17 protein-coding genes and 3 pseudogenes are annotated in these 18164 nt (G+C 71.3%); 11 read left to right on the forward strand and 9 right to left on the reverse strand.

Features of this window, described 5'->3' with window-relative positions; translation table 11 throughout:
• Positions 1-3: 3 nt before the first annotated feature.
• Together ACIQK6_RS01440 and ACIQK6_RS01445 are read right to left on the reverse strand one after the other, a co-directional pair.
• Positions 4-1194: pseudogene (locus ACIQK6_RS01440) on the reverse strand (glycosyltransferase); the annotation flags it as partial.
• Positions 1195-1304: 110 nt separating this feature from the next.
• Entirely contained in the window at positions 1305-1946 is a 642-nt protein-coding gene (locus ACIQK6_RS01445; RefSeq protein WP_329106124.1) for a hemerythrin domain-containing protein, read from the reverse strand.
• Positions 1947-2190: 244 nt separating this feature from the next.
• Here ACIQK6_RS01445 and ACIQK6_RS01450 point away from each other — a divergent pair, with 244 nt between their 5' ends.
• From ACIQK6_RS01450 to ACIQK6_RS01460, 3 genes and pseudogenes are all read left to right on the forward strand, one after another.
• Positions 2191-3084, forward strand: a complete 894-nt coding sequence (locus tag ACIQK6_RS01450) for a LysR family transcriptional regulator (RefSeq protein ID WP_329106122.1) — start codon at positions 2191-2193, stop codon at positions 3082-3084.
• A gap of 92 nt (positions 3085-3176) precedes the next feature.
• Positions 3177-3512 (forward strand): lysine transporter LysE, encoded by a 336-nt coding sequence (locus ACIQK6_RS01455; protein ID WP_329106120.1) that lies wholly within the window; start codon positions 3177-3179, stop codon positions 3510-3512.
• Positions 3513-3645: 133 nt separating this feature from the next.
• Positions 3646-3783 (forward strand): annotated as a pseudogene (locus ACIQK6_RS01460) (IS5/IS1182 family transposase); the annotation flags it as partial.
• A 53-nt stretch (positions 3784-3836) separates the two neighbouring features.
• Here the strand turns inward: ACIQK6_RS01460 and ACIQK6_RS01465 are convergent.
• On the reverse strand, positions 3837-4292 hold the full coding sequence (locus tag ACIQK6_RS01465; protein WP_402694079.1) for a hypothetical protein: 456 nt from the start codon (positions 4290-4292) through the stop codon (positions 3837-3839).
• Positions 4293-4500: 208 nt separating this feature from the next.
• Between ACIQK6_RS01465 and ACIQK6_RS01470 the strand changes: the two are divergent.
• The 6 genes and pseudogenes from ACIQK6_RS01470 to ACIQK6_RS01495 form a co-directional block, all read left to right on the forward strand.
• Positions 4501-4653 (forward strand): annotated as a pseudogene (locus ACIQK6_RS01470) (transposase); the annotation flags it as partial.
• Between the two features lie 54 nt (positions 4654-4707).
• A complete protein-coding gene (locus ACIQK6_RS01475; protein ID WP_402694080.1) occupies positions 4708-5250 on the forward strand; it encodes an FABP family protein in 543 nt (180 codons plus the stop codon).
• Positions 5251-5369: 119 nt separating this feature from the next.
• The gene (locus ACIQK6_RS01480; RefSeq protein ID WP_402694081.1) at positions 5370-6158 is read left to right on the forward strand and encodes a polysaccharide deacetylase family protein; all 789 of its coding nucleotides are present in this window, start codon (positions 5370-5372) and stop codon (positions 6156-6158) included.
• Between the two features lie 381 nt (positions 6159-6539).
• On the forward strand, positions 6540-7433 hold the full coding sequence (locus ACIQK6_RS01485) for a sigma-70 family RNA polymerase sigma factor (RefSeq protein ID WP_402694082.1): 894 nt from the start codon (positions 6540-6542) through the stop codon (positions 7431-7433).
• 610 nt (positions 7434-8043) lie between these two features.
• Positions 8044-10125 carry an RICIN domain-containing protein gene (locus ACIQK6_RS01490; RefSeq protein WP_329106108.1) on the forward strand — a complete coding sequence of 694 codons (2082 nt, stop codon included), beginning with the start codon at positions 8044-8046 and terminating at the stop codon, positions 10123-10125.
• A gap of 117 nt (positions 10126-10242) precedes the next feature.
• The gene (locus ACIQK6_RS01495) at positions 10243-10878 is read left to right on the forward strand and encodes a hypothetical protein (RefSeq protein ID WP_329106106.1); all 636 of its coding nucleotides are present in this window, start codon (positions 10243-10245) and stop codon (positions 10876-10878) included.
• Between the two features lie 137 nt (positions 10879-11015).
• Here the strand turns inward: ACIQK6_RS01495 and ACIQK6_RS01500 are convergent, their stop codons facing one another.
• Complete coding sequence (locus ACIQK6_RS01500; RefSeq protein WP_402694083.1) at positions 11016-11900, reverse strand: RimK family alpha-L-glutamate ligase; 885 nt, start codon at positions 11898-11900, stop codon at positions 11016-11018.
• 269 nt (positions 11901-12169) lie between these two features.
• Between ACIQK6_RS01500 and ACIQK6_RS01505 the strand changes: the two genes are divergently transcribed.
• A complete protein-coding gene (locus ACIQK6_RS01505; protein WP_402694276.1) occupies positions 12170-13057 on the forward strand; it encodes an endonuclease/exonuclease/phosphatase family protein in 888 nt (295 codons plus the stop codon).
• Here ACIQK6_RS01505 and ACIQK6_RS01510 read toward each other — a convergent pair.
• The 4 genes from ACIQK6_RS01510 to ACIQK6_RS01525 form a co-directional block, all read right to left on the reverse strand.
• Positions 13052-14020: an NAD(P)-dependent alcohol dehydrogenase gene (locus ACIQK6_RS01510; protein WP_402694084.1), complete on the reverse strand. Its 969-nt coding sequence runs from the start codon at positions 14018-14020 to the stop codon at positions 13052-13054. The genes ACIQK6_RS01505 and ACIQK6_RS01510 overlap by 6 nt on opposite strands.
• Positions 14017-14220 carry a helix-turn-helix transcriptional regulator gene (locus ACIQK6_RS01515; protein WP_314246239.1) on the reverse strand — a complete coding sequence of 68 codons (204 nt, stop codon included), beginning with the start codon at positions 14218-14220 and terminating at the stop codon, positions 14017-14019. The genes ACIQK6_RS01510 and ACIQK6_RS01515 overlap by 4 nt, the downstream gene beginning before the upstream one ends.
• Before the next feature lie 23 nt (positions 14221-14243).
• A complete protein-coding gene (locus ACIQK6_RS01520) occupies positions 14244-14672 on the reverse strand; it encodes a hypothetical protein (RefSeq protein ID WP_329106100.1) in 429 nt (142 codons plus the stop codon).
• A 177-nt stretch (positions 14673-14849) separates the two neighbouring features.
• Entirely contained in the window at positions 14850-15593 is a 744-nt protein-coding gene (locus ACIQK6_RS01525) for an SOS response-associated peptidase (protein WP_329106097.1), read from the reverse strand.
• Between the two features lie 275 nt (positions 15594-15868).
• Here ACIQK6_RS01525 and ACIQK6_RS01530 point away from each other — a divergent pair, with 275 nt between their 5' ends.
• Entirely contained in the window at positions 15869-17341 is a 1473-nt protein-coding gene (locus ACIQK6_RS01530; protein ID WP_402694085.1) for a M1 family metallopeptidase, read from the forward strand.
• A gap of 15 nt (positions 17342-17356) precedes the next feature.
• Here ACIQK6_RS01530 and ACIQK6_RS01535 read toward each other — a convergent pair whose 3' ends face one another.
• Positions 17357-18052: a peptidoglycan recognition family protein gene (locus ACIQK6_RS01535; RefSeq protein WP_329106092.1), complete on the reverse strand. Its 696-nt coding sequence runs from the start codon at positions 18050-18052 to the stop codon at positions 17357-17359.
• Positions 18053-18164: the final 112 nt, after the last annotated feature.

Consider the following 18164-nt stretch of genomic DNA (forward strand, 5'->3'; position numbering starts at 1 on the left):
CTCGTCCAGGAGCAGTTTCGCGGCCACCGCGGTCCCGTCGGTGCGGATCGTGTCGGCGACGGCCTTCGCCCGTGCCTCCGTCCGGGGGGTCAGGGCCGTCGCGAGTGCGGCCGACAGGGACGTGAAGGTCGGGGTCGGGCCGTCGTGCGCCACGCCGATGCCCAACTCGGCCACGCGCTCGGCCCAGTACGGCTGGTCCACGAACTGGGCCACCACCACCTGGGGTGCACCGGCTCGGGCGGCGGTGGTCGTGGTGCCCGCACCACCGTGGTGTACGACGACCGCGACCCGGCGGAACAGGGCCTGGTGGTTGACGTCGCCGACGGCGAAGCAGTCGTCCGAGTCGTCCACCAGGCCCAAGTCCGCCCAGCCGCGGGAGACGAGCACCCGGCGGCCCTGCGCGCGGACCGCCTCGACGGCCGTCCGGGCGATCTCGGTGGCAGCGCTCAGGGGCATGCTGCCGAAGCCGACGTACACCGGTGCGGTGCCGGCGTCCAGGAACGCCTCCAGATCTGCGGGCAGGGGGCGTTCGTCGTGCAGGATCCACGCTCCCGTCTGCACGACGTCGAGGTCCGGTAGTTCCTTCCACGGGCCCAGGACCGGGTCCACCGCCAGCCAGGGCCGTTCGGTGAAGACGTGGGCGCGCACGTCGTCCACCGGTGCAAGGCCGATCGCCGCGCGGTGGGCGTTGAGGGCCTGCCGGTAGAGGGCGTTGACCTTCTGGGTGTCCAGGTCCCACAGGGCCTGGTTGTCGGTCATCTCGGGCGGTGCCGGCGGGCCGGGCCGGGGCGGCGGCGGGTAGTGCGGGGAGGGCATCTCGAAGGGGTGGAAGCCCGCGTACACGTAGCGGATGCCCAGTTTCTCGGCCACCGAGCGGGCGCCGGCCGGCATCAGGCCGCTCGCCAGCAGCACGTCGCAGCCCTCGGCCGCCTTGCCGACCGTGTCGAAGTGCGCGGCGACCAGCTCGGCCGCGAACGCGGCCGCGTCCGACGGCGGCGCTCCCGTCCGCAGCGCGCGCACGTCCCGCCCGAAGGGCACCAGTTCCGCGCCGACACCGGCCAGCAGCTTCGCGAACTCCTCGTCCGGCGGTGCGCACACGCGTACCGCCGCGCCGAGTCTCCGCAGCTGGGCGGCCAGTCCCGCCAGCGGCGCGATGTCGCCGCGCGATCCGTACGCCATCAACAGCACGCGCATGTCGTGTCTCTCATTCCGGTGGTGCCGGCCTCGGCCGGCGATGGTGCGGCGGGATGCGGGTCTTACGGGTCTTCCCGGTCTTCTGGGTCTTCCGGGTCTCCGCAGTGCCGTCAGGCGGTAGGGCTCCGACTCCAACGGTCGAGAGCGGCGTACGCCGGGATCCACCGTGCGGTGCAGGCGGCGTACGCGGGTGCGGGCAGCCGGGCGAGGAGCCCTTCCGCCGTCCGTTCGTCGGCACCGTCCAGCAGCCACGGCAGCAGCAGCGGTGCGTCCTGACCGACGTACTGGGCCTGGACCCGGCCGAAGTGGCCCCACTGCTCGGCCGTCAGCGCCCGTTGGATCAGCGGGAGCACCGCTTCCTCCTCGTGCTGGAGGTGGCCCGTCAGGCCGCGGGTCAGCGCGTCGGCAAGCTGCCCCAACCACAGCGAGCCGGCACCGGGGTCGGTCAGCGCGCGGTCGATGGCCCGGATCACCGTGCCGATGGCGGCGTGTTCGGCCTCCATCGCCTCCAGCAGCGCCAGGTCCCTCGGCCGGCCGGCCAGGTTCCGCCGCAGCGACGGCCACAGTGCGTCGTCCTCGGCCGTGTGGTGGGCGCGGAGGGCCTTCTTGAACAGCGTCCACCCAGCAGTGGTGGCCAGGACCTGCCGCGGGTCCTGGTCCGCGACGGTGGTGAGCCGGTCCAGATGGGCCAGTTCCCGGCGCAGGGCATCGTGCACCGCGTACATCACGGTCAGGTCGATGGCGTCGCTCATGGGCGGTCCGACAGCGTTCCGGTGTGCTCACCGGCCACTGCGTCGACATGACTGAAGGCGAGACGCGCCGACGACGGGACGCAGGCGCTGGCGGGGCGACGGCCCACCGCGTCCGACCGTACGAACGGGGGTTCTTGCACGCGTGACTGCATGCCTCAAAGATCTTGCGGTTCGCACGTATGATCAAGGAACGGTTGTGCGCGGTTCGATAACCGCCAGGTTATCGACGAAGGGCCGTGGGCCGGTGGAGCTGCGGGACATCGAGATCTTCCTGGTGCTGGCCGAGGAGCTGCACTTCGGCCGGACGGCACAGCGGCTGCACGTCTCCCAGGCGCGTGTCAGCCAGGCCATCAAGAAGCAGGAACGGCGCATCGGCGCCGAGCTGTTCGCCCGTACCAGCCGCACCGTGCGCCTGACGGAGGTCGGCCGCCAGTTCCGCGACGATCTGCAACCGGTCTACGCGGGTCTGCACGCATCCCTGGAACGCGCCCAACTGGCGGCCCGCGGCATCACCGCACAGCTCCGCGTCAGCCTGATGCCCTTCAACGTCGCCGATCTGCACCCCTATTGGAAGGCCTTTCGCGCGCGGTACCCGCACTGGGGGCTCCAGATCCGCCAGGCGACCTTCACCGATGTGTTCGGTCAGCTCCGCAGCGGTGCCACGGACGTCATGGTCCTCTGGCTGCCGGTGGAGGAACCGGACTTCACCGTCGGACCGACCCTGTGCACCGACTCCCGGATCCTCGCCGTGGCCTCCGACCACCGGCTCGCGGAACGGGACTCGGTGCCGCTGGAGCTGCTCGCCGACTTCCCGCACGGCACGGCCCACGGCCTGCCGGACTACTGGGAGGACAGCTACCTGCCCTTCCACACCCCACGGGGCCGCAGGATCGAACGCATCACGTCCGCGACCTCGGACAACGCCGATGAGCTGATCAGCCACGTCGGCATGGGCGAGATCATCCACACCTTCCCCGGCCATGTCACCAGGCACTGGGGCATGTCGAACATCCGATGGCTTCCCCTCCCCGACATGGCGACCATGCAGTTCGCCCTGGTCTGGCGGACCGAAGCCGAGAACGACCTCATCCGCGCCCTGGCCGACACGGTGCGGGACCTCGGCGTGTTCCGCTTCTGACGAGTCGTGCTCGGCAACCATTCGGGCCCCGCGCGGGTCCTCGATAGGAGGGGTCCCGCGCGGGGCGCCGTCGTCGGGGGTGGAGGAGCGTCATGGGGGTCCGCAGAGCAGTGAAAGGCGCCGGCGAGTTCCTGATCGAGGCGGTTGGCGAAACCCTCGGCGAGGCGATCCTCAGCCTGCTCGCTTGCGCCCTGCTCGCCCTTCTCGTTCTGATCGCCTACCTGAGCTGGTCCTTCAGCCCCCGCCTGACCATCGCGGGGGCCGGACTGTTCGGTCTCTTCCTCGCCCACGGCGCCTGGCAGACCTTCCGCACCCCCGCGAAGGGGCGTCGTCGGGGTCTCGCCGCCCTGACCGCGGCCGGCTTCGCCCTGACCGCAGGGACGGCCGTGTTCCTGCTGTTCTACGCCACGGACTGCAACTGCTTCTGAGCGCGCTCGACTCCGAGCAGGTCGGGCTGCACATGGCAGCAGTTGCCGAAGGCGTCGTGCGGGCCGTCGGGGGCGACAGCCCACCGGCGTTTCGCCGAGTGGACGAAGGCACGGGTCTGGGCCAAGCTGCACCTGGACCATAGAACGAACCATGGCCTGGCTCGCCGGCTGTCGCCGACTCCACCGCCTCTACGAACGCAAGGCCGAGCACTTCCTCGCCTTCACCAGCATCGCCCGCACCCTCATCTGCTACCGCAGACTCGCCAAATGAGATGACTTCTTAGGCCGGACCGTCGGGCCGCTCAGCTGCGCATCGAGGAACCGTCACGCGTGGTTCGCGGCGTAGGGGGAGGCCGCGCGGTAGCAGGCGGAGTGGACGATGAAGGCGAGCATGGGCTCCTTCCCCCCGCCCTGGAGGGCGGTGGCCTCCACCGAAAAGTGCTCCGTCTCGTTCACGGCGTAGATCTCGGGGTGCTGGTCCACGCTGTTGGTCTTGCTCTGCCTGATGATCTTCCAGCCATTCTCGCCAAGCGCGTGCCGCAGGGTCTCCATGCCGGTGTCGACCTGGTCGCCGGTCAGGCCGTACAGCGACCAGGAGTGGTGCATGGCGAAACGGTCGTCGGCGTACGTGTCGCATGCCGTGGCGCTCATGTCGGACTCCGTGACCCTGCCCTTGACCCCGGCCATCTCCAGCAGGCGGCTGGAGACCTCTCTCGTCTTCGTGCGCGCCGGGTCGGGATCCATCCGCACCGGCGTGTAGTTGAGTTGCGGGGTGTCCACCCCACACCCCACAGACAGCACCGACAGCGACGTGACGGCGACCGCAATAGCCAGAGCCCTCACACCCGAGACACCTCGGCGATCGACCGTGCGTCGCATGTCAACCACGTTGCACCGCGCCGCACCGCGCAGCGTCCACCCCGGCTTGATTTCGATGCTCAACGACTGATCTCTCCATTTGTCGGTGCGGCTCTCGGAGCCGCCAGGAGTGGGTCGCCATCGCTGGACCATCGAATGCACCATGGCCTGGCTCGCCGGCTGTCGCCGACTCCACCGCCGCTACGAACGCAAAGCCGAACACTTCCTCGCCTTCACCAGCATCGCCCGCACCTTAATCTGCTCCCGCAGACTCGCCAAATGAGATGACCTCTTAAGCTGCGGGAATCAGCGGTACTCGCAGACAGACAAGGTGAACATGTTCGAGTCGGTGCAGGAAAATCCCTACCCTGACAGCCACGTCCTCGGCGAGGGCCCCGAGCCGCACCCGCTGCTGCGGCCCGTACTGCCCCTGCTGGGACGCTGGCACGGCCGGGGGCAGGGCGAGTACCCGACCCTCGAGCAGGACTTCCGCTACGAGCAGGAGATCGTCTTCAGCCACGACGGCCGCCCCTTCCTGCGCTACGAAGCACGCGCGTGGCTGATCGACGGGTCCGGAGCGCCGGTGCGGCCCGCGAGTCGTGAGGCCGGGTGGTGGCGGGTGACTCCCGACGCCGCGCTGGAGGTCGTGCTCGCCCATCCGACGGGTGTGGTGGAGACCTACGTCGGGCGGGTGTCCGGTACGGAGATCGAGATCGAGACCAAGGACGTGGCGCTGACCCCGCTGGCCAAGGAGGTCACCGGCACACGGCGGCACTACACGGTCGAGAGCGACGCGATGACGGTCGTCCACGACATGGCTGCCGTGGGACAACCCCTACAGCACCACCTCACGACGCACCTGCGGCGGCGCCCGTCGTAGGCGGCGTCTGCGAGAGATCACCCGGGTGCCCGGCACGGGCTGCGGGTGCTGCGGACCGCGCCGTCGCATAGTCGGTGGCAGGCCGGAGCCGAAGGCCGTGACCGTGGGGAGTGACCGTGGTGGATGTGGTACGACGCTCCGCCCTGACGGGCCTGCTGTGCGCGGGGTTCGCCGGGTTCACCGGGTTCGTGCCCTCCTCGCCCGCCTCGGCCGCGCCGGGGCGCACCGCCCGGGCCACCGCCGGTCCCCGCCCGCCGGCCGCGCTGCTGGGTGAGGAGATCCGCCGGCTACCCACCTCCCACAAGGCACTGGCCCTGACCTTCAACGCCGCCTGGAACGTCGACGGGATCGACACGGTGCTGGCCGAACTGCGCCGGCGAAAGCTGCCCGCCACCTTCTTCCCGACCGGAGAGTTCGCCGAGACCCACCCCGCGGCGGTGCGCTCCATCGCCGATGCGGGTCACGGCCTCGGCAACCACTCGCACAGCCACCCCTCCTTCGACGACCTCAGCACCGCCGAACGGGCGAACGAGGTCCGCGAAGCCGACGCGGCCATCCGGGCGGCGTCCGGGACCGAGCCCCTGCCGTTCTTCCGGTTCCCCTACAGCTCCACGACCCCGGAGTCCATCGCCGACGTCAACGACCTGGGCTACGCGGCGATCGAGTTCAGCACCGACACGAACGGCTACCTGGGCCCGCAGGGAGGCATGAGCGTGGACAGGGCCGTCGAACGGGCCGTCGACGCCTTCGCGCCCGGGGCGATCATCCAGATGCACGTCGGCAGCAACGGCTCGGGCGTCGTCCTCGACGCCGAGGCCCTTCCCCTGATCGTCGACGCCGCCCTGGCCGCGGACTACGAGGTCATCGACCTGCGCCGGTTCCTCGAAGCCGAGGCGGGGCTGCGGTGACGGTCGCCGTCACCCTCGTACCGTTCGCGGGAGGTGCGGAGCGGGGGTCAGGGGTCGTGTACCGCCATCCCTGACCCGTCGGTGCGAGAAGTTCGCGGCGAACGCCCTGCGCGCCGCCCTGGACCAGAACAAGTTCGCCGACCACCACGCCCTGCTGTACCGCGGACAGAGCGCCGTGCGGAAGTCCGGGGGCTCCACGCGGGACCGGCTGCTGGACATGGCCGTCATGATTCCTGGACGGCCCGGGCCGAGCGGTAGGCGCGGCCGCCGCGGTGGAAGAGGCAGCTCCGCCCCCTCGATTCCCTTGCGGTCCAAGCCAGTTGCCGCCGGTCGACTATCGTCCGACTCGGCACTGACGGATCGGAACACGGGGATGTAACGGTGAGCGAGAAGGAAGTTCTGGCGCAGCGCTTCGAGGAGCACCGCTCCCACCTGAGGGCGGTGGCCTACCGGATGCTGGGCTCGCTCAGCGAGGCGGAGGACGCCGTGCAGGAGGCCTGGTTCAAGCTGAACCGCTCCGACGTCACCGCGGTGGAGAACCTGGGCGGCTGGCTGACCACCGTCGTCGGCCGGGTGTGTCTGGACATGCTGCGCTCGCGCGGCACGCGGCGCGAGGATCCGCTGCCCGAGCAGGACGGGCAGGTCCGCCTTCCCGACCCGATCATCAGCCGCGCGGACGGGATCGACCCCGAGCAGGAGATCCTCCTGGCCGACTCGGTCGGCCTCGCCCTAATGGTCGTACTGGACACCCTCGCCCCCGCCGAGCGGCTGGCGTTCGTCCTGCACGACCTGTTCGCCGTGCCCTTCGACGAGATCGCCCCCGTGCTCGGTCGGTCCGCCGCCACGACCCGGCAGCTCGCGAGCCGGGCCCGCCGCCGCGTCCGGGGCGCGACGCCCGCTCCGGACCCCGACCGAGGCCGGCTGCGCGCCATCGTCGACGCCTTCCTCACGGCCTCGCGCGGCGGGGACTTCGACGCCCTGGTCGCGGTCCTCGACCCCGATGTGGTGGCCCGCTCCGACGGCGGCGCGCTGCGTCCCTCGCTGCTCCGGCGCGGCGCGGCCGAGGTCGCCTCCCAGGCGATCACCTTCGCGCGGTTCGCCGAGGCCGCCCGCGCCGTACTGGTCAACGGGGTCCCCGGGGTCGTCGCGACGGCGGAGGGCCGGCCGCTGTCGGTCATGGCGTTCACCATCCGGGACGGCCGGATCATCGCGCTCGACATCCTCACCGACCCCGAGCGCCTGGCCCGCATCGACCTGAGCGTCCTCGACGGCTGACCCGCCACCAGGCACCCTGCGGAGCCGGGCCGACCGGTCGTGATCGGCGCCCACCGCGAGGTCCTGGCCGAGGACGTACGCCTGGTGGGCGACACCGCGACCCGGATCGACGCGGGCGGGTGCGCCGCGGAGGTGGTTCCCCCGAGTCGGACCCGGGCGGCCCCGGCGTCGTTCCGGTGCTCCCCGGAAACCGGGGACCTCCAGGGCCTGCTCGACGTTGGGGTCGGGTCCCGCGGACTCCCCGGGCGAACTCCCGGGCCTCGGGCATCCTTCCGCGGCCCCGCCGCGCGCATCGCGCCTACCGCACCTCACGGGTCGTGACCGAGGGAATTCAGCTGGTAGCAATTAGGTGAATTCCTGACTGAATTCCCGTCAACAAGCCTCCGGTTTGTATCTCGATTTGATAACAACCCATCCGGAAAGGACTGGACCATTGGAACGCGACGCGCGTAACTTGCTTTATTTCATTGCGAGTTGATGGTTCGTCAAATCAGGCCGATAGGTAACGGAATGATTTCTCGGGTCGCGCCCCCGTTTGTCCGAATTCTCCTCCGCATTCGTCTGGCAGGCTTCCGCGAACCCAGTCTTCCGACAACGATTTGAGGTGCCCATGACAGGACGTCGCAGACGGCCTGCCGCCGCCGCCGACCACCGCCGCAAACCCCGGCGGTTGATACTCGTCACTGCCGCCACGGCAGCGGCGGGGCTGATAGCCGCAGGCATCGCCTACTCCGGAATCGGCGACGGCGCCCAGGCGGCGGCTCCCGTGGTGGAGGCCGCCGCCGCAGAGGCACCCGCCGCCGCACCGGCCCGTGACCAGGAGCCGGATCCCATCGCGGCCGCGCCCGCCAACGAGACCGCGCGCGGCATGATCTACGACGGCCTCCAGGCCGCGCCGAAGGGCGACCGGTGCGTGGGTGTCTACCGCACCGACACCGGGCTGTGCACCCACGGCCCCGACGCCCCGCCCAAGGGCGTCGACATCACGAAGGACATCCCGCCCGCCGTCAAGGAGGCCGCTCCGGCGGCCGATCCGGCCCGCCCCGCGGCCGATGACCCGGCGAGCAAGGAAGGCGACGGGCGTCCTCAGGACGCGCCCGCGGCCGATGCGTCGACGGCCACCAAGGCCTCCGCACCCGAACCCGCAGCAGCCGCCGCCCCGGCCGGCAGCCAGAACGTCGCCGCCGGTCCCGCCGGCCAGACCGTCCAGTGCGACGGCGACGGCAGCACCGGCAACCGCGTGCAGGTCGTCTACGTCCACGCACCGGGCAAGGATCGCTACTCCGAGTACGTCGCCTCGTTCCGCAAGTGGGCGGCCGACGCCGACCTCATCTACTCGGCGAGTGCCAAGGAGACCGGCGGAGTACGTCACATCCGCTACGTGACGGCCGCCGACTGCACCCCCACCGTGCTCAACATCGAGCTCTCGGCCTCGGCCCTCGCCGAGTTCAGCGCGACCAACAACGCGCTCGCCGGCAAGGGCCTCGACCGTCGCGACCGCAAGTACATGATCTTCGCCGACACCCAGGTCTACTGCGGCATCGGCACCTTCGCGGGCGACGAGCGGCCCGGCCAGGCCAACCAGAGCAACTTCGGTCCCTCCTACGGGCGCACCGACTCCGGCTGCTGGGGCGGTCACACCGCCGCGCACGAACTCGGCCACAACCTGGGCGCGGTCAACAACAGCGCCCCGAACACCAGCCGTGGCGCGCACTGCACCGACGAGTACGACGTCATGTGCTACTCGGACACCCCGTACTACCCGCAGATGCGTAACATCTGCACCAACCAGGCGGCCGAGAACATCCTGGACTGCAACCACGACGACTACTTCCACACCAGTCCCAAGGCCGGCAGCTACCTGGCCACGCACTGGAACATCGCGGACAACCAGTTCCTGATGAAAAGCAAGGGCGGCGGTGGCGGCACGGACCCCGGTCCGAACCCCTCCCCCACGCCCACCAAGAAGCCCTCGCCGACGCCGACCAAGAAGCCCTCCGGCGGACCGACCGTAACGGCGGGCCAGATCCAGTCCACCTCCGTCGTCGTGAGCTGGCCCAAGGTCGACGGCGCCGCCTGGTACGCGGTGCAGCTGAACGGCAAGCACCTGACGTGGGTCCAGTCCCAGGTGCTCCGCATCTACAACCTGCAGCCCAACACCGCCTACAAGGTCACCGTCTCGGTCCGCGACAGCGCCGGCCGTGACAGCGGCCCCGGCAAGGCCGCGTCCTTCCGTACGACGGGTGCGGGTGGCGGCGCCACCACTCCGGGCACCAAGTACGTGCTCGGCAACGGCAGCAGCGGCATGGCCGCGGAGCTGTGGGGCGGCCGCACCGCCGACGGCACCGTCCTCGTGGGCGGCCGCACCAACGGGTACGCCCAGCAGCAGTGGTACTTCGACGACGCGGGCAACGGCCAGGTGCGCATCAAGTCCGCGGCCTCCGGCAAGTGCCTCCAGCCGGGCGGCACCCCCGCCGCGGGCATGTGGGTCGCTCAGCAGCCCTGCGCGGGCGGCAACGGCGCGCAAACCTGGAAGCTGACGTCCAAGGGTGGCACGGTGACCGTGACGGATGCCAGCGGCGGCTTCGCCCTCACCGTCAGCAACCGCCCCTACTACGGGTACTGGCTGCTCGACCTCCAGCGTGCGGACGGCCGCGCGACGCAGGCCTGGACCCTGCAGAAGTCCGGCTGATCACCGCCACGGCGCAGCACACCCTGACGCCCTGACGGCGTGAACCCACCCCCGACGGACGGCCGCACCGCGCGGCCGTCCGTCGGCACCCCTCATCTTGACCGGAGCACCCCGACGATGCGCATACGAATCGTTTTCTCGGCCGCCCTGGCGGCACTCGGCCTCATGTTCCTGCTCCCCGCCGCGGCCCACGCCCACGGTGACACCGTGAAGGTGGTGGTGACCGGGCAACGCGAGGGTCACGTCACCGCCGACGTCACCTGGGAGAACGACGGCGACGCCGTCGAGGAGGCCGTCGCCGCGACCCTGAACGCGACCAGCGTCGACGGCACCCGCACCATGGGGGCCTGGCGCCTGGTGCGCGACCCCGCCGCGGCGCCCGCGGGCTGGACCACGGCCGAAGTGCTGCCGCCGGGTTCGTGGAAGGTCAGCATCGACGTGGGCTTCCCGGCCCTGGGGCACGGCGAACTCGATGTGGCGGTACCCGTGGTGGACCCGGCCCCGGTCGCTCCGACCCCGGTCGCCTCCGCACCGGCCCCCGTCCCGTCGTCCGCCGCGCCGGTGTCCTCGGCGGACTCCGCCGCCCCGACCCCGGCCGCCCCTTCGGCGCAGGCCGCGGAACCGGCCGCCGACACCGAGGGGTACGCCATCTGGTGGACGACGGCAGGTGTGGCGGTGACCGCCGTGACCGGCGCGGCCGTGGGTCTCCTGCTCCGCCGCCGGCGGCGCCTGCGGCTCGACCGCCTCGGCTAGAACGGCTCGGCTGGAGCTCCTCGGCCGGACCCGGTCAGGGCGGGTCCGTAGGGCCCCGGTCACCGGGGCCGGAGCGCCAGGGGGTGTCGTGTCCATCGGGCGGGACCCGATCGACGGGACACCCCCTGCGCCGTGTGCTAACGGCCCGTGGGCACCGCGGCGGCGACCGCCTCGGCGAAGCGCTCCAGCCCCTGCGGGTTGATGCTCAGGAACAGGTTCGGCTCGATGAGTTCCAGCTCCATGACGACGGGTTCCCTGGCCCCGTTCAACGCCAGGTCCACCCGGGCGAAGAGCAGGTCGCCCGGGGCGGGGACCGCGGCCAGCGCCGCCCGAGCCGTACGGAGCTCCGCTTCGGACGGCTGGTAGGGGGCGGCACCCGGGTGCGGCACCCTGAAGTTGTCGATCAGCCCCGCCTCCGTCAGCAGGGCCTGCTTGCGGATCGCGTGGCTGAAGGTGCCGCCGAAGAAGACCAGCGCCCGCTCCCCCTCCTCCACCAGCGGCAGATACGGCTGGACGATCGCCGTGCGGCCCTGGTCGAGCAGCGTCCGCGCATGGCGCTCGGCGTCCACCCGGCGGCCCGGCTCGTAGCGCGCGGTGTCCCGTGCGCCCGAGGAGACGGCCGGCTTGACCACCACCCCGTGCGGTCCGTCGAAGTCCGCCGCGTCGCAGACCCCGCCAGGTTCGACGACCCGGGTCGGTACGACCGGCACTCCGCGCGCGGCGAGCTCCAGCAGATAGCGCTTGTCGCTGTTCCAGCGCACCAACGGCGCCGGATTCCACAGCCGGGTGACCTCGGCCGTCGTATCCGCCCAGGCCAGGAACTCCGCGAGGCGGTCCGCGTAGTCCCAGGTCGACCGGATGACCGCGAGGTCGTAGCCGTCCCATCGCGGGGTGTCCGCGTCCCAGGCCACCGCCTGCGCCGACAGGCCGGCGGCGCGCAACGCGGTCAGGATCAGCGGGAGGTCCGCGTCTTGATCTGCGCCGCCCTTGCTCGTCACGACCGCGACCCTCGCCGTACCCATGCGCGTCTCCCGCCCTCACTCCCCCGACCGCCCGGTGCGGGCGGGGGCCCGGATGATCACTCTTCCACACCCTCCCCGACGGGAACCCGGCCGCCCGATCACGCGTCGTACTCGAGGTGGAAGACGGTCCGAGGCAGACGGGTGGGGCTGCGGTGGCGGTGGACGCGGCGGGGAACGACGCGCGGCGCACCGCCCGGCGGCGCTGGGGTACCGACGCCCGGGGCCGTACTCCCTGGACGCGCGGGCGCGTTCTCGCGGCACTCGCCGTACTGAGCGCCGCGCTGCTGGTGTTCCACTCCGCGGTCCCCAACGCGGTGGGCAGGCTGGGGAGTGCGCTGGAGGCCTTTCTGCCCTGGCTGGGCCTCGCGGTCCCGGGCCTGCTGGTCTCGGCGCTGGTGCGCCGCTCGTTCACCGCGCTGGTGGCCGTGCTGCTGCCCGCGGCCGCGTGGGCGGGCCTGTTCGGCGGGCTGCTGCTGCCGGCGGACCGCGGCGCGCACGACATCACGGCCGTCCAACACAATGTGAGTGACGAGAACCCGGACCCCGCCGGCACGGCGCGCGCCCTGATCGCCTCCGCGCCGGATCTCATCGCCCTGGAGGAGCTGACGCCCTCCGCGCTGCCGGCCTACGAGGCGGCGCTGGCGGCCGTGTACCCGTACCACGCGCTCGAGGGCACGGTCGGCCTCTGGTCGAGGCATCCGCTCACCGACGTCCGCCGGGTGGACATCAGGCCCTCGGGCATCGGAGAGGGCTGGAACCGCGGCCTGCGCTGCGGGGTGCGCACGCCACGGGGTGAGATCGCGGTGTACGTGGCGCACTTGCCCTCGGTCCGCTTCCGGGCGGGCGGTTTCGGCTCCGGCCCGCGGGACGAGAGCGCGCGACTGCTGGGGGCGGCGGTCGCCGCCGAGAAGCTGGAGCGGGTGGTCCTGCTGGGTGACCTCAACGGGACGGTGGACGATCGCGGGATCGCCCCGCTGACCTCCCGGTTGAGCGCGCCGCGGCGGGGGCTCGCCCTCAGCTGGCCCGCCGCCGTCCCGGTCGCCCGGATTGATCAGGTCCTCACCCGCTCGGCGACCGTTGCCGAGGTGTGGACGCTGCCCGCCACCGGCAGCGACCACCTACCGGTCGCCGCCCGCATCAGGCTGGACGCCTCATAGCCGGATGGCGATCTTTCCGCGCACCTGGCCGTCCCGCATCCGGCGAATGGCGTCGGGGAGTTCGGCCAGCGGGTAGGTCCGGTCGACGGCGGGGGTCACCGAGCCGGCCTCGATGAGCTCCGTGAGGGCTTCGAGGTCGCGGTGGCGCACTACGGTGCCGTGCGCACGCAGCCGGTGGCCGACGAAGGGCGTCAGCAACATCGCGCCCAGCTGCCGCTGGTTGCCGCCGATCCACTTGCCGCCGTCTTCCCCGCCGATGATGACGAGGGTCCCGCGGGGGGTCAGGGCGCGGCGCATCCGGGCGATGGGCCGGTTGCCGGCGATGTCCAGGATGACGTCGTAGCGGCGGGTGCCGTCGACGGGGTCCTGCTGGGTGTAGTCGAGGACCTCGTCGGCACCGAGGGAGCGGACCAGGTCGGCCTTGGCGGTGCTGCACACTCCGGTGACGTGGGCGCCGTAGGCCTTGGCCACCTGTACGGCGAAACTGCCCACACCGCCCGAGGCGCCGAGGACGAGCACGCTCTGACCGGCCTTGACCCGTCCGCTGTCCCGAACCGCGCCCAGCGCGGTGCACGCGGAGACGGGCACCGTCGCGGCCTGTTCGAAGCTGAGGGAGGCCGGCTTGGGTGCGAGGGCCTTCTCCTTGGCACGGGCGTACTCGGCGAACGACCCCGTGCAGTTTCCGTACACCTCGTCGCCCTCCCGGAAGCGGGTGACGTCCGGGCCGACGGCCTCGACCACCCCCGCGACGTCCAGGCCCCGGACGCGCGTCCGGGGTCTGCGCAGGCCCGTCACGGCGCGGACCGCGTAGGGCAGGCCCGCCATGAGGTGCCAGACGCCCTGGTCGACGCCGGCCGCGTGCACCCGGACGAGGACCTCGCCCGGGCCCGCGACCGGCCGGTCCACCTCTGCTATGCGCAGGACCTCGGGCGATCCGTAAACGTCCTGGACCATGGCCTTCATGCTTCGTCTCCTTCGGTGGAGGTGTACTGGAACACGGTGTCGAGCGGTACTGCGAACACGCGCGCGATCTCGAACGCCTTCTCCAGGGAAGGCGAATAGCGGCCCTGCTCGATGGCGATGACGGTCTGACGGGTCACGCCGATCCGGCGGGCCAGTTCGGCCTGGGTCATCTCGCCGTTGGCGAAGCGCAGGGCCCGGATGCTGTTGGTGACCCGGGTGGGCCTCACCACGGGTGGAAGCCGAGCCGGTAGGAGGCGATCTTCGCGGTGGACGCGAGCAGGGCGGACAGGACGAATCCCAGGTAGATCGCGTTGGCGATCCAGAACTGGTCCGCCTCGGCCATCGCCAGGAGCATCGCGGCCACGGCGCCGATCGCGATGAACGACTGGCCGATGTGTTCACCGAACTGGTTGATCTCCCGGTCGCGCTGGTCCTTGACCTTGCCCTCCTCCGGCGAGAGCAGCGACACGGTGATGTGGAGGACGATCGAGGCGATGATCGCCGCGCCGACGGTCCACAGGAGTGCGGCCGCGTAGGGCTGCTGGGTCAGGGGGCCGCTCCCGGACCGCCCGAGAACGATGGCCAGATACGCCCCGTACGACGCGAGCGTGACCACGATCATGATCCACGCGCGTTTCTCCTCGACTGCCACTGCCACTCCTGATGTAAAGAAAACCCGACATCGGTAGTGTCAATGAATCAGGACACGGTGTCAATATTTCTTTACTTCGCCGCGCGGCGGGCGGCGCGGCACCGGCCGAAGCGGAGTCAGGAGTCAGGAGTCAGGAGTCACGAGCGGGAGTCAGGAGCGGGAGTCGGGCCGTGCTGCTCAGCGCCCCGGGGCGGGGGGCGCGTCGAGGAGCTCGGGCCCGTTGTTGCGCACGTTGTTGACCGCGGTCGACACGGCGCGGACGTCGAGCCGGCCGCCCGCGGGAGCGGCGAGCAGGGCGCGCAGCGCGTCCGGGTCCTGGTGGGACGGGTCGAGCCAGGCCTCGTAGTCCGCCGGGGCGAGCGCGAGCGGCATCCGGGGGTGGACCCGGCCGGCGGCGTCGGTGGCCTCGGTGGTGATGATCGTGCAGGTCGCCCACCACGCCGCCGGATCGTCGTCGACGGCGACCGCGGGGTCGCGCCAGAACTCGTACAGCCCGGCCATCGCCATCACGTCGCCGTCCTCGGGCCGGATGAAGTACGGCTGCTTGTACGCCTTCGCAGAACCGGAAGCGGGGACGGGCTCCCACTCGTAGAACCCGTCGGCTGGCAGCAGGCACCGGCGCTTGGCGAAGGCGCGCCGGTAGGCCGGCTTCTCGTGCACCGTCTCCACCCGCGCATTGATCATCTTCGCGCCACTGGACAGGCTCTTCGACCACGAGGGCACCAGCCCCCACCGCAAGGGGCGCAGCTGCCGCTCCAGCACCCCGCTCTCCCGGTCGGCGCGCTCCAGCACCGCCCACACGGCATCGGTGGGGGCAACGTTCCAGCTGGGCTCCAGCACGTGGCCCGGATCCGGGGGCGTGGCCCGGAAGAGACCGGACAGGTCCTCGGGACTGCGGGTGGAAGCGTATCGGCCGCACATACCGTCCAGCCTGCCAGCTGAACCGGGTCCGCGCGGGCCACGCCGCGAAGTCGACCGGTCCGGGCCGTCACTGCCGTTCACCCGGCGGAGGCGCAGCGCGAGTTGGATCTCCAGCGCCCGCTCGGGGCACGTGGAGGGCCTCGGCGGCCCGGACCTGCTGGAGCAGGCGTTCCCGGGCGCCGTCAGCGGACCACAGCCGGTGGCGTCCGGGGCGGTGCCCGCCGGAGGGGCCATGGGCACGGCGTGGCGAGGTCGGGGCGCTCGGGGGCTGGGTCATGATCGGCTGCGTGAAGACTTCCGGACGTCTGGCCGCCTTCGCGGTCGCGGGCCTGCTCGCCGTGCTCCCCGCGTGCTCGGAGTCCGACGGCCGTGGCGGCGGAACGGGGGCCCGTTCCGGTGCGGTCACCGCTCGGGCGGGGGCTGCTGGCACGGCGTTCCGCGGCGGGCACCCCGCCGCCGCAGGCACCGGTGACCCGTACTTCCCGGAGCTCGGCAACGGCGGCTACGACGTCACCCACTACGCCCTGACCCTGGCCTACGACCCCGGCAGCGGCCGCCTCGACGGAACGGCGGAGATCACCGCCAAGGCCACCGAGGACCTCAGCGCCTTCCATCTCGACCTCCTCGGCATCGAGGTGCTGAGCGCCACCGTCGACGACCGCACGGCGCGGTTCCGCAGGGACGGGCAGGAGCTGACCCTGCAGCCGCGCGATCACCTCAGGAAGGGCGCCACGTTCCGCAGCGTCGTGCACTACGCGGGCGTGCCGGAGTCGATCACCCATGACCACGGATGGCGCGAAGGCTGGTTGAGGACGGGCAAGGGAGCGGTCGCGTTCGGTGAGCCGACGGGCTCGATGTCCTGGTTCCCGGGCAACCACCACCCCGCGGACAAGGCCTCGTACGACATCACCGTCACGGTCCCCAAGGAGGTACAAGCGATCTCCAACGGGCAGCTGCGCTCCCGGCGCACCAGCGGCGACCGCGCCACCTTCCACTGGCACCAGCCCGAGCCCATGGCCAGCTACGTGGCGACCGTGGCCATCGGCAGCTACGACATCAAGACCTCCCGGACCCGTTCGGGCGTGCCGGTCGTGTCGGCGGTGGACACGACCGCGGGCGTGGACGAGGACGGCGAGGTCCTCGGCCGCTTCCCCGAGATCATGGAATGGGCCGAGGGGAGGTTCGGCCCCTACCCCTTCTCCGCCGCCGGGTTGATCGTCGATCAGGCGGCGGACGTGCCGTACGCCCTGGAGACCCAGACCAGGCCGACCATTCCGGCCGGCATCTTCCACACCACCAACGTGGTGCACGAAATGGCCCACCAGTGGTTCGGCAACTCCGTCACCCCGCGGACCTGGCGGGACATGTGGCTCAACGAGGGCTTCGCGACCTATGCGGAGTGGTTGTGGACCGAAGACCACGGCGGGGCCAGCGCCCAGGACCATTTCGACCGCAACCACGCCAAGGCCGCGGACGACGACGAGTGGGACTTCCCGCCCGCAGAGCCGCCGAGCGCTTCGGACATCTCCGCCCAGCCGGTGTACGTGCGCGGCGCGATGGTGATCCACAAGATCCGCCAGGCCGTGGGCGACGCGGCCTTCCGCGCCCTGGTGCGGGGCTGGACCCTGCGCCACCGCCACGGCAACGCCGCCACGGAGGACTTCACCGCGTACGTGGAGGCCAGGGCCGGCCGGGACCTCGACTCGATCTGGGACCCGTGGCTCTACGGGGACGGCAAGCCGGCGTGACGGGGCGACGCGCTTTCAGGTCCTGATGCGCTGGCGGGCGGTATCGACGAGCTTCATGTACTTGTCCCAGTTCCATACGGTCCCGGGGTCGTCGTGAGTGGACAGCGGGACCTCGACGTGACCCAGGATGTGGTCCCGGTCGACCGGCACGTCGTACTTCGCACAGATCGTGGCCGTGAGCACGGCGGATGCCTCGTACATCTTGTTGGTGTAAACGGGCTGATCGGTCCAGCCTTCGTGCTCGATGCCGATGCTCCGGTGGTTGTACCAAACGCTGCCGGAGTGCCAAGCAACGTCGCGCTCGCGCACGCACTGGGCGATCCGCGTGCCGGTTGCGCTGATCATGTAGTGCGCGGACACCCTCTCGGCGGGGTCCTTGAACTTGGCGAACATGACCGGCAAGATGTCCGTTGTCAGATGAATGACGACGTATTCGATGGGATAGGCCTCGGGACGCTCGGAGGCCGTGTAGTTGGACTCGGAGGCTTCGACCCAGACGGCGGGGGCGTAGTCCACCGAGGGATCCGTTCGCCGCGCCGCGGGCGGCCCGGCGGCGGCGACGGGGGCCTTGCGCACGGGTCTCGGTGGCGCAGCCGCCACCTTCTCCTCGGGCCCCATCAGCAGGGGCAGACCGGCAGCGGCCAGAGCCGTGCCCGCAGCGCCGGCAGCACCCCACAACAGCCGTCGACGGCTCAGCGGGTCGTCTTCCATGGCCACTCCTCATGCAGTCGAGCAGGCAGGTGGAGGACGTACCGCCTACGCATCGTGGCATCACGATGCGTAGGCGGTACGTCCCGTAATCTGATGCTTCACCAGTACCCGC

The organism is Streptomyces sp. NPDC091682 (genome assembly GCF_044756625.1).
Taxonomy (GTDB): domain Bacteria; phylum Actinomycetota; class Actinomycetes; order Streptomycetales; family Streptomycetaceae; genus Streptomyces.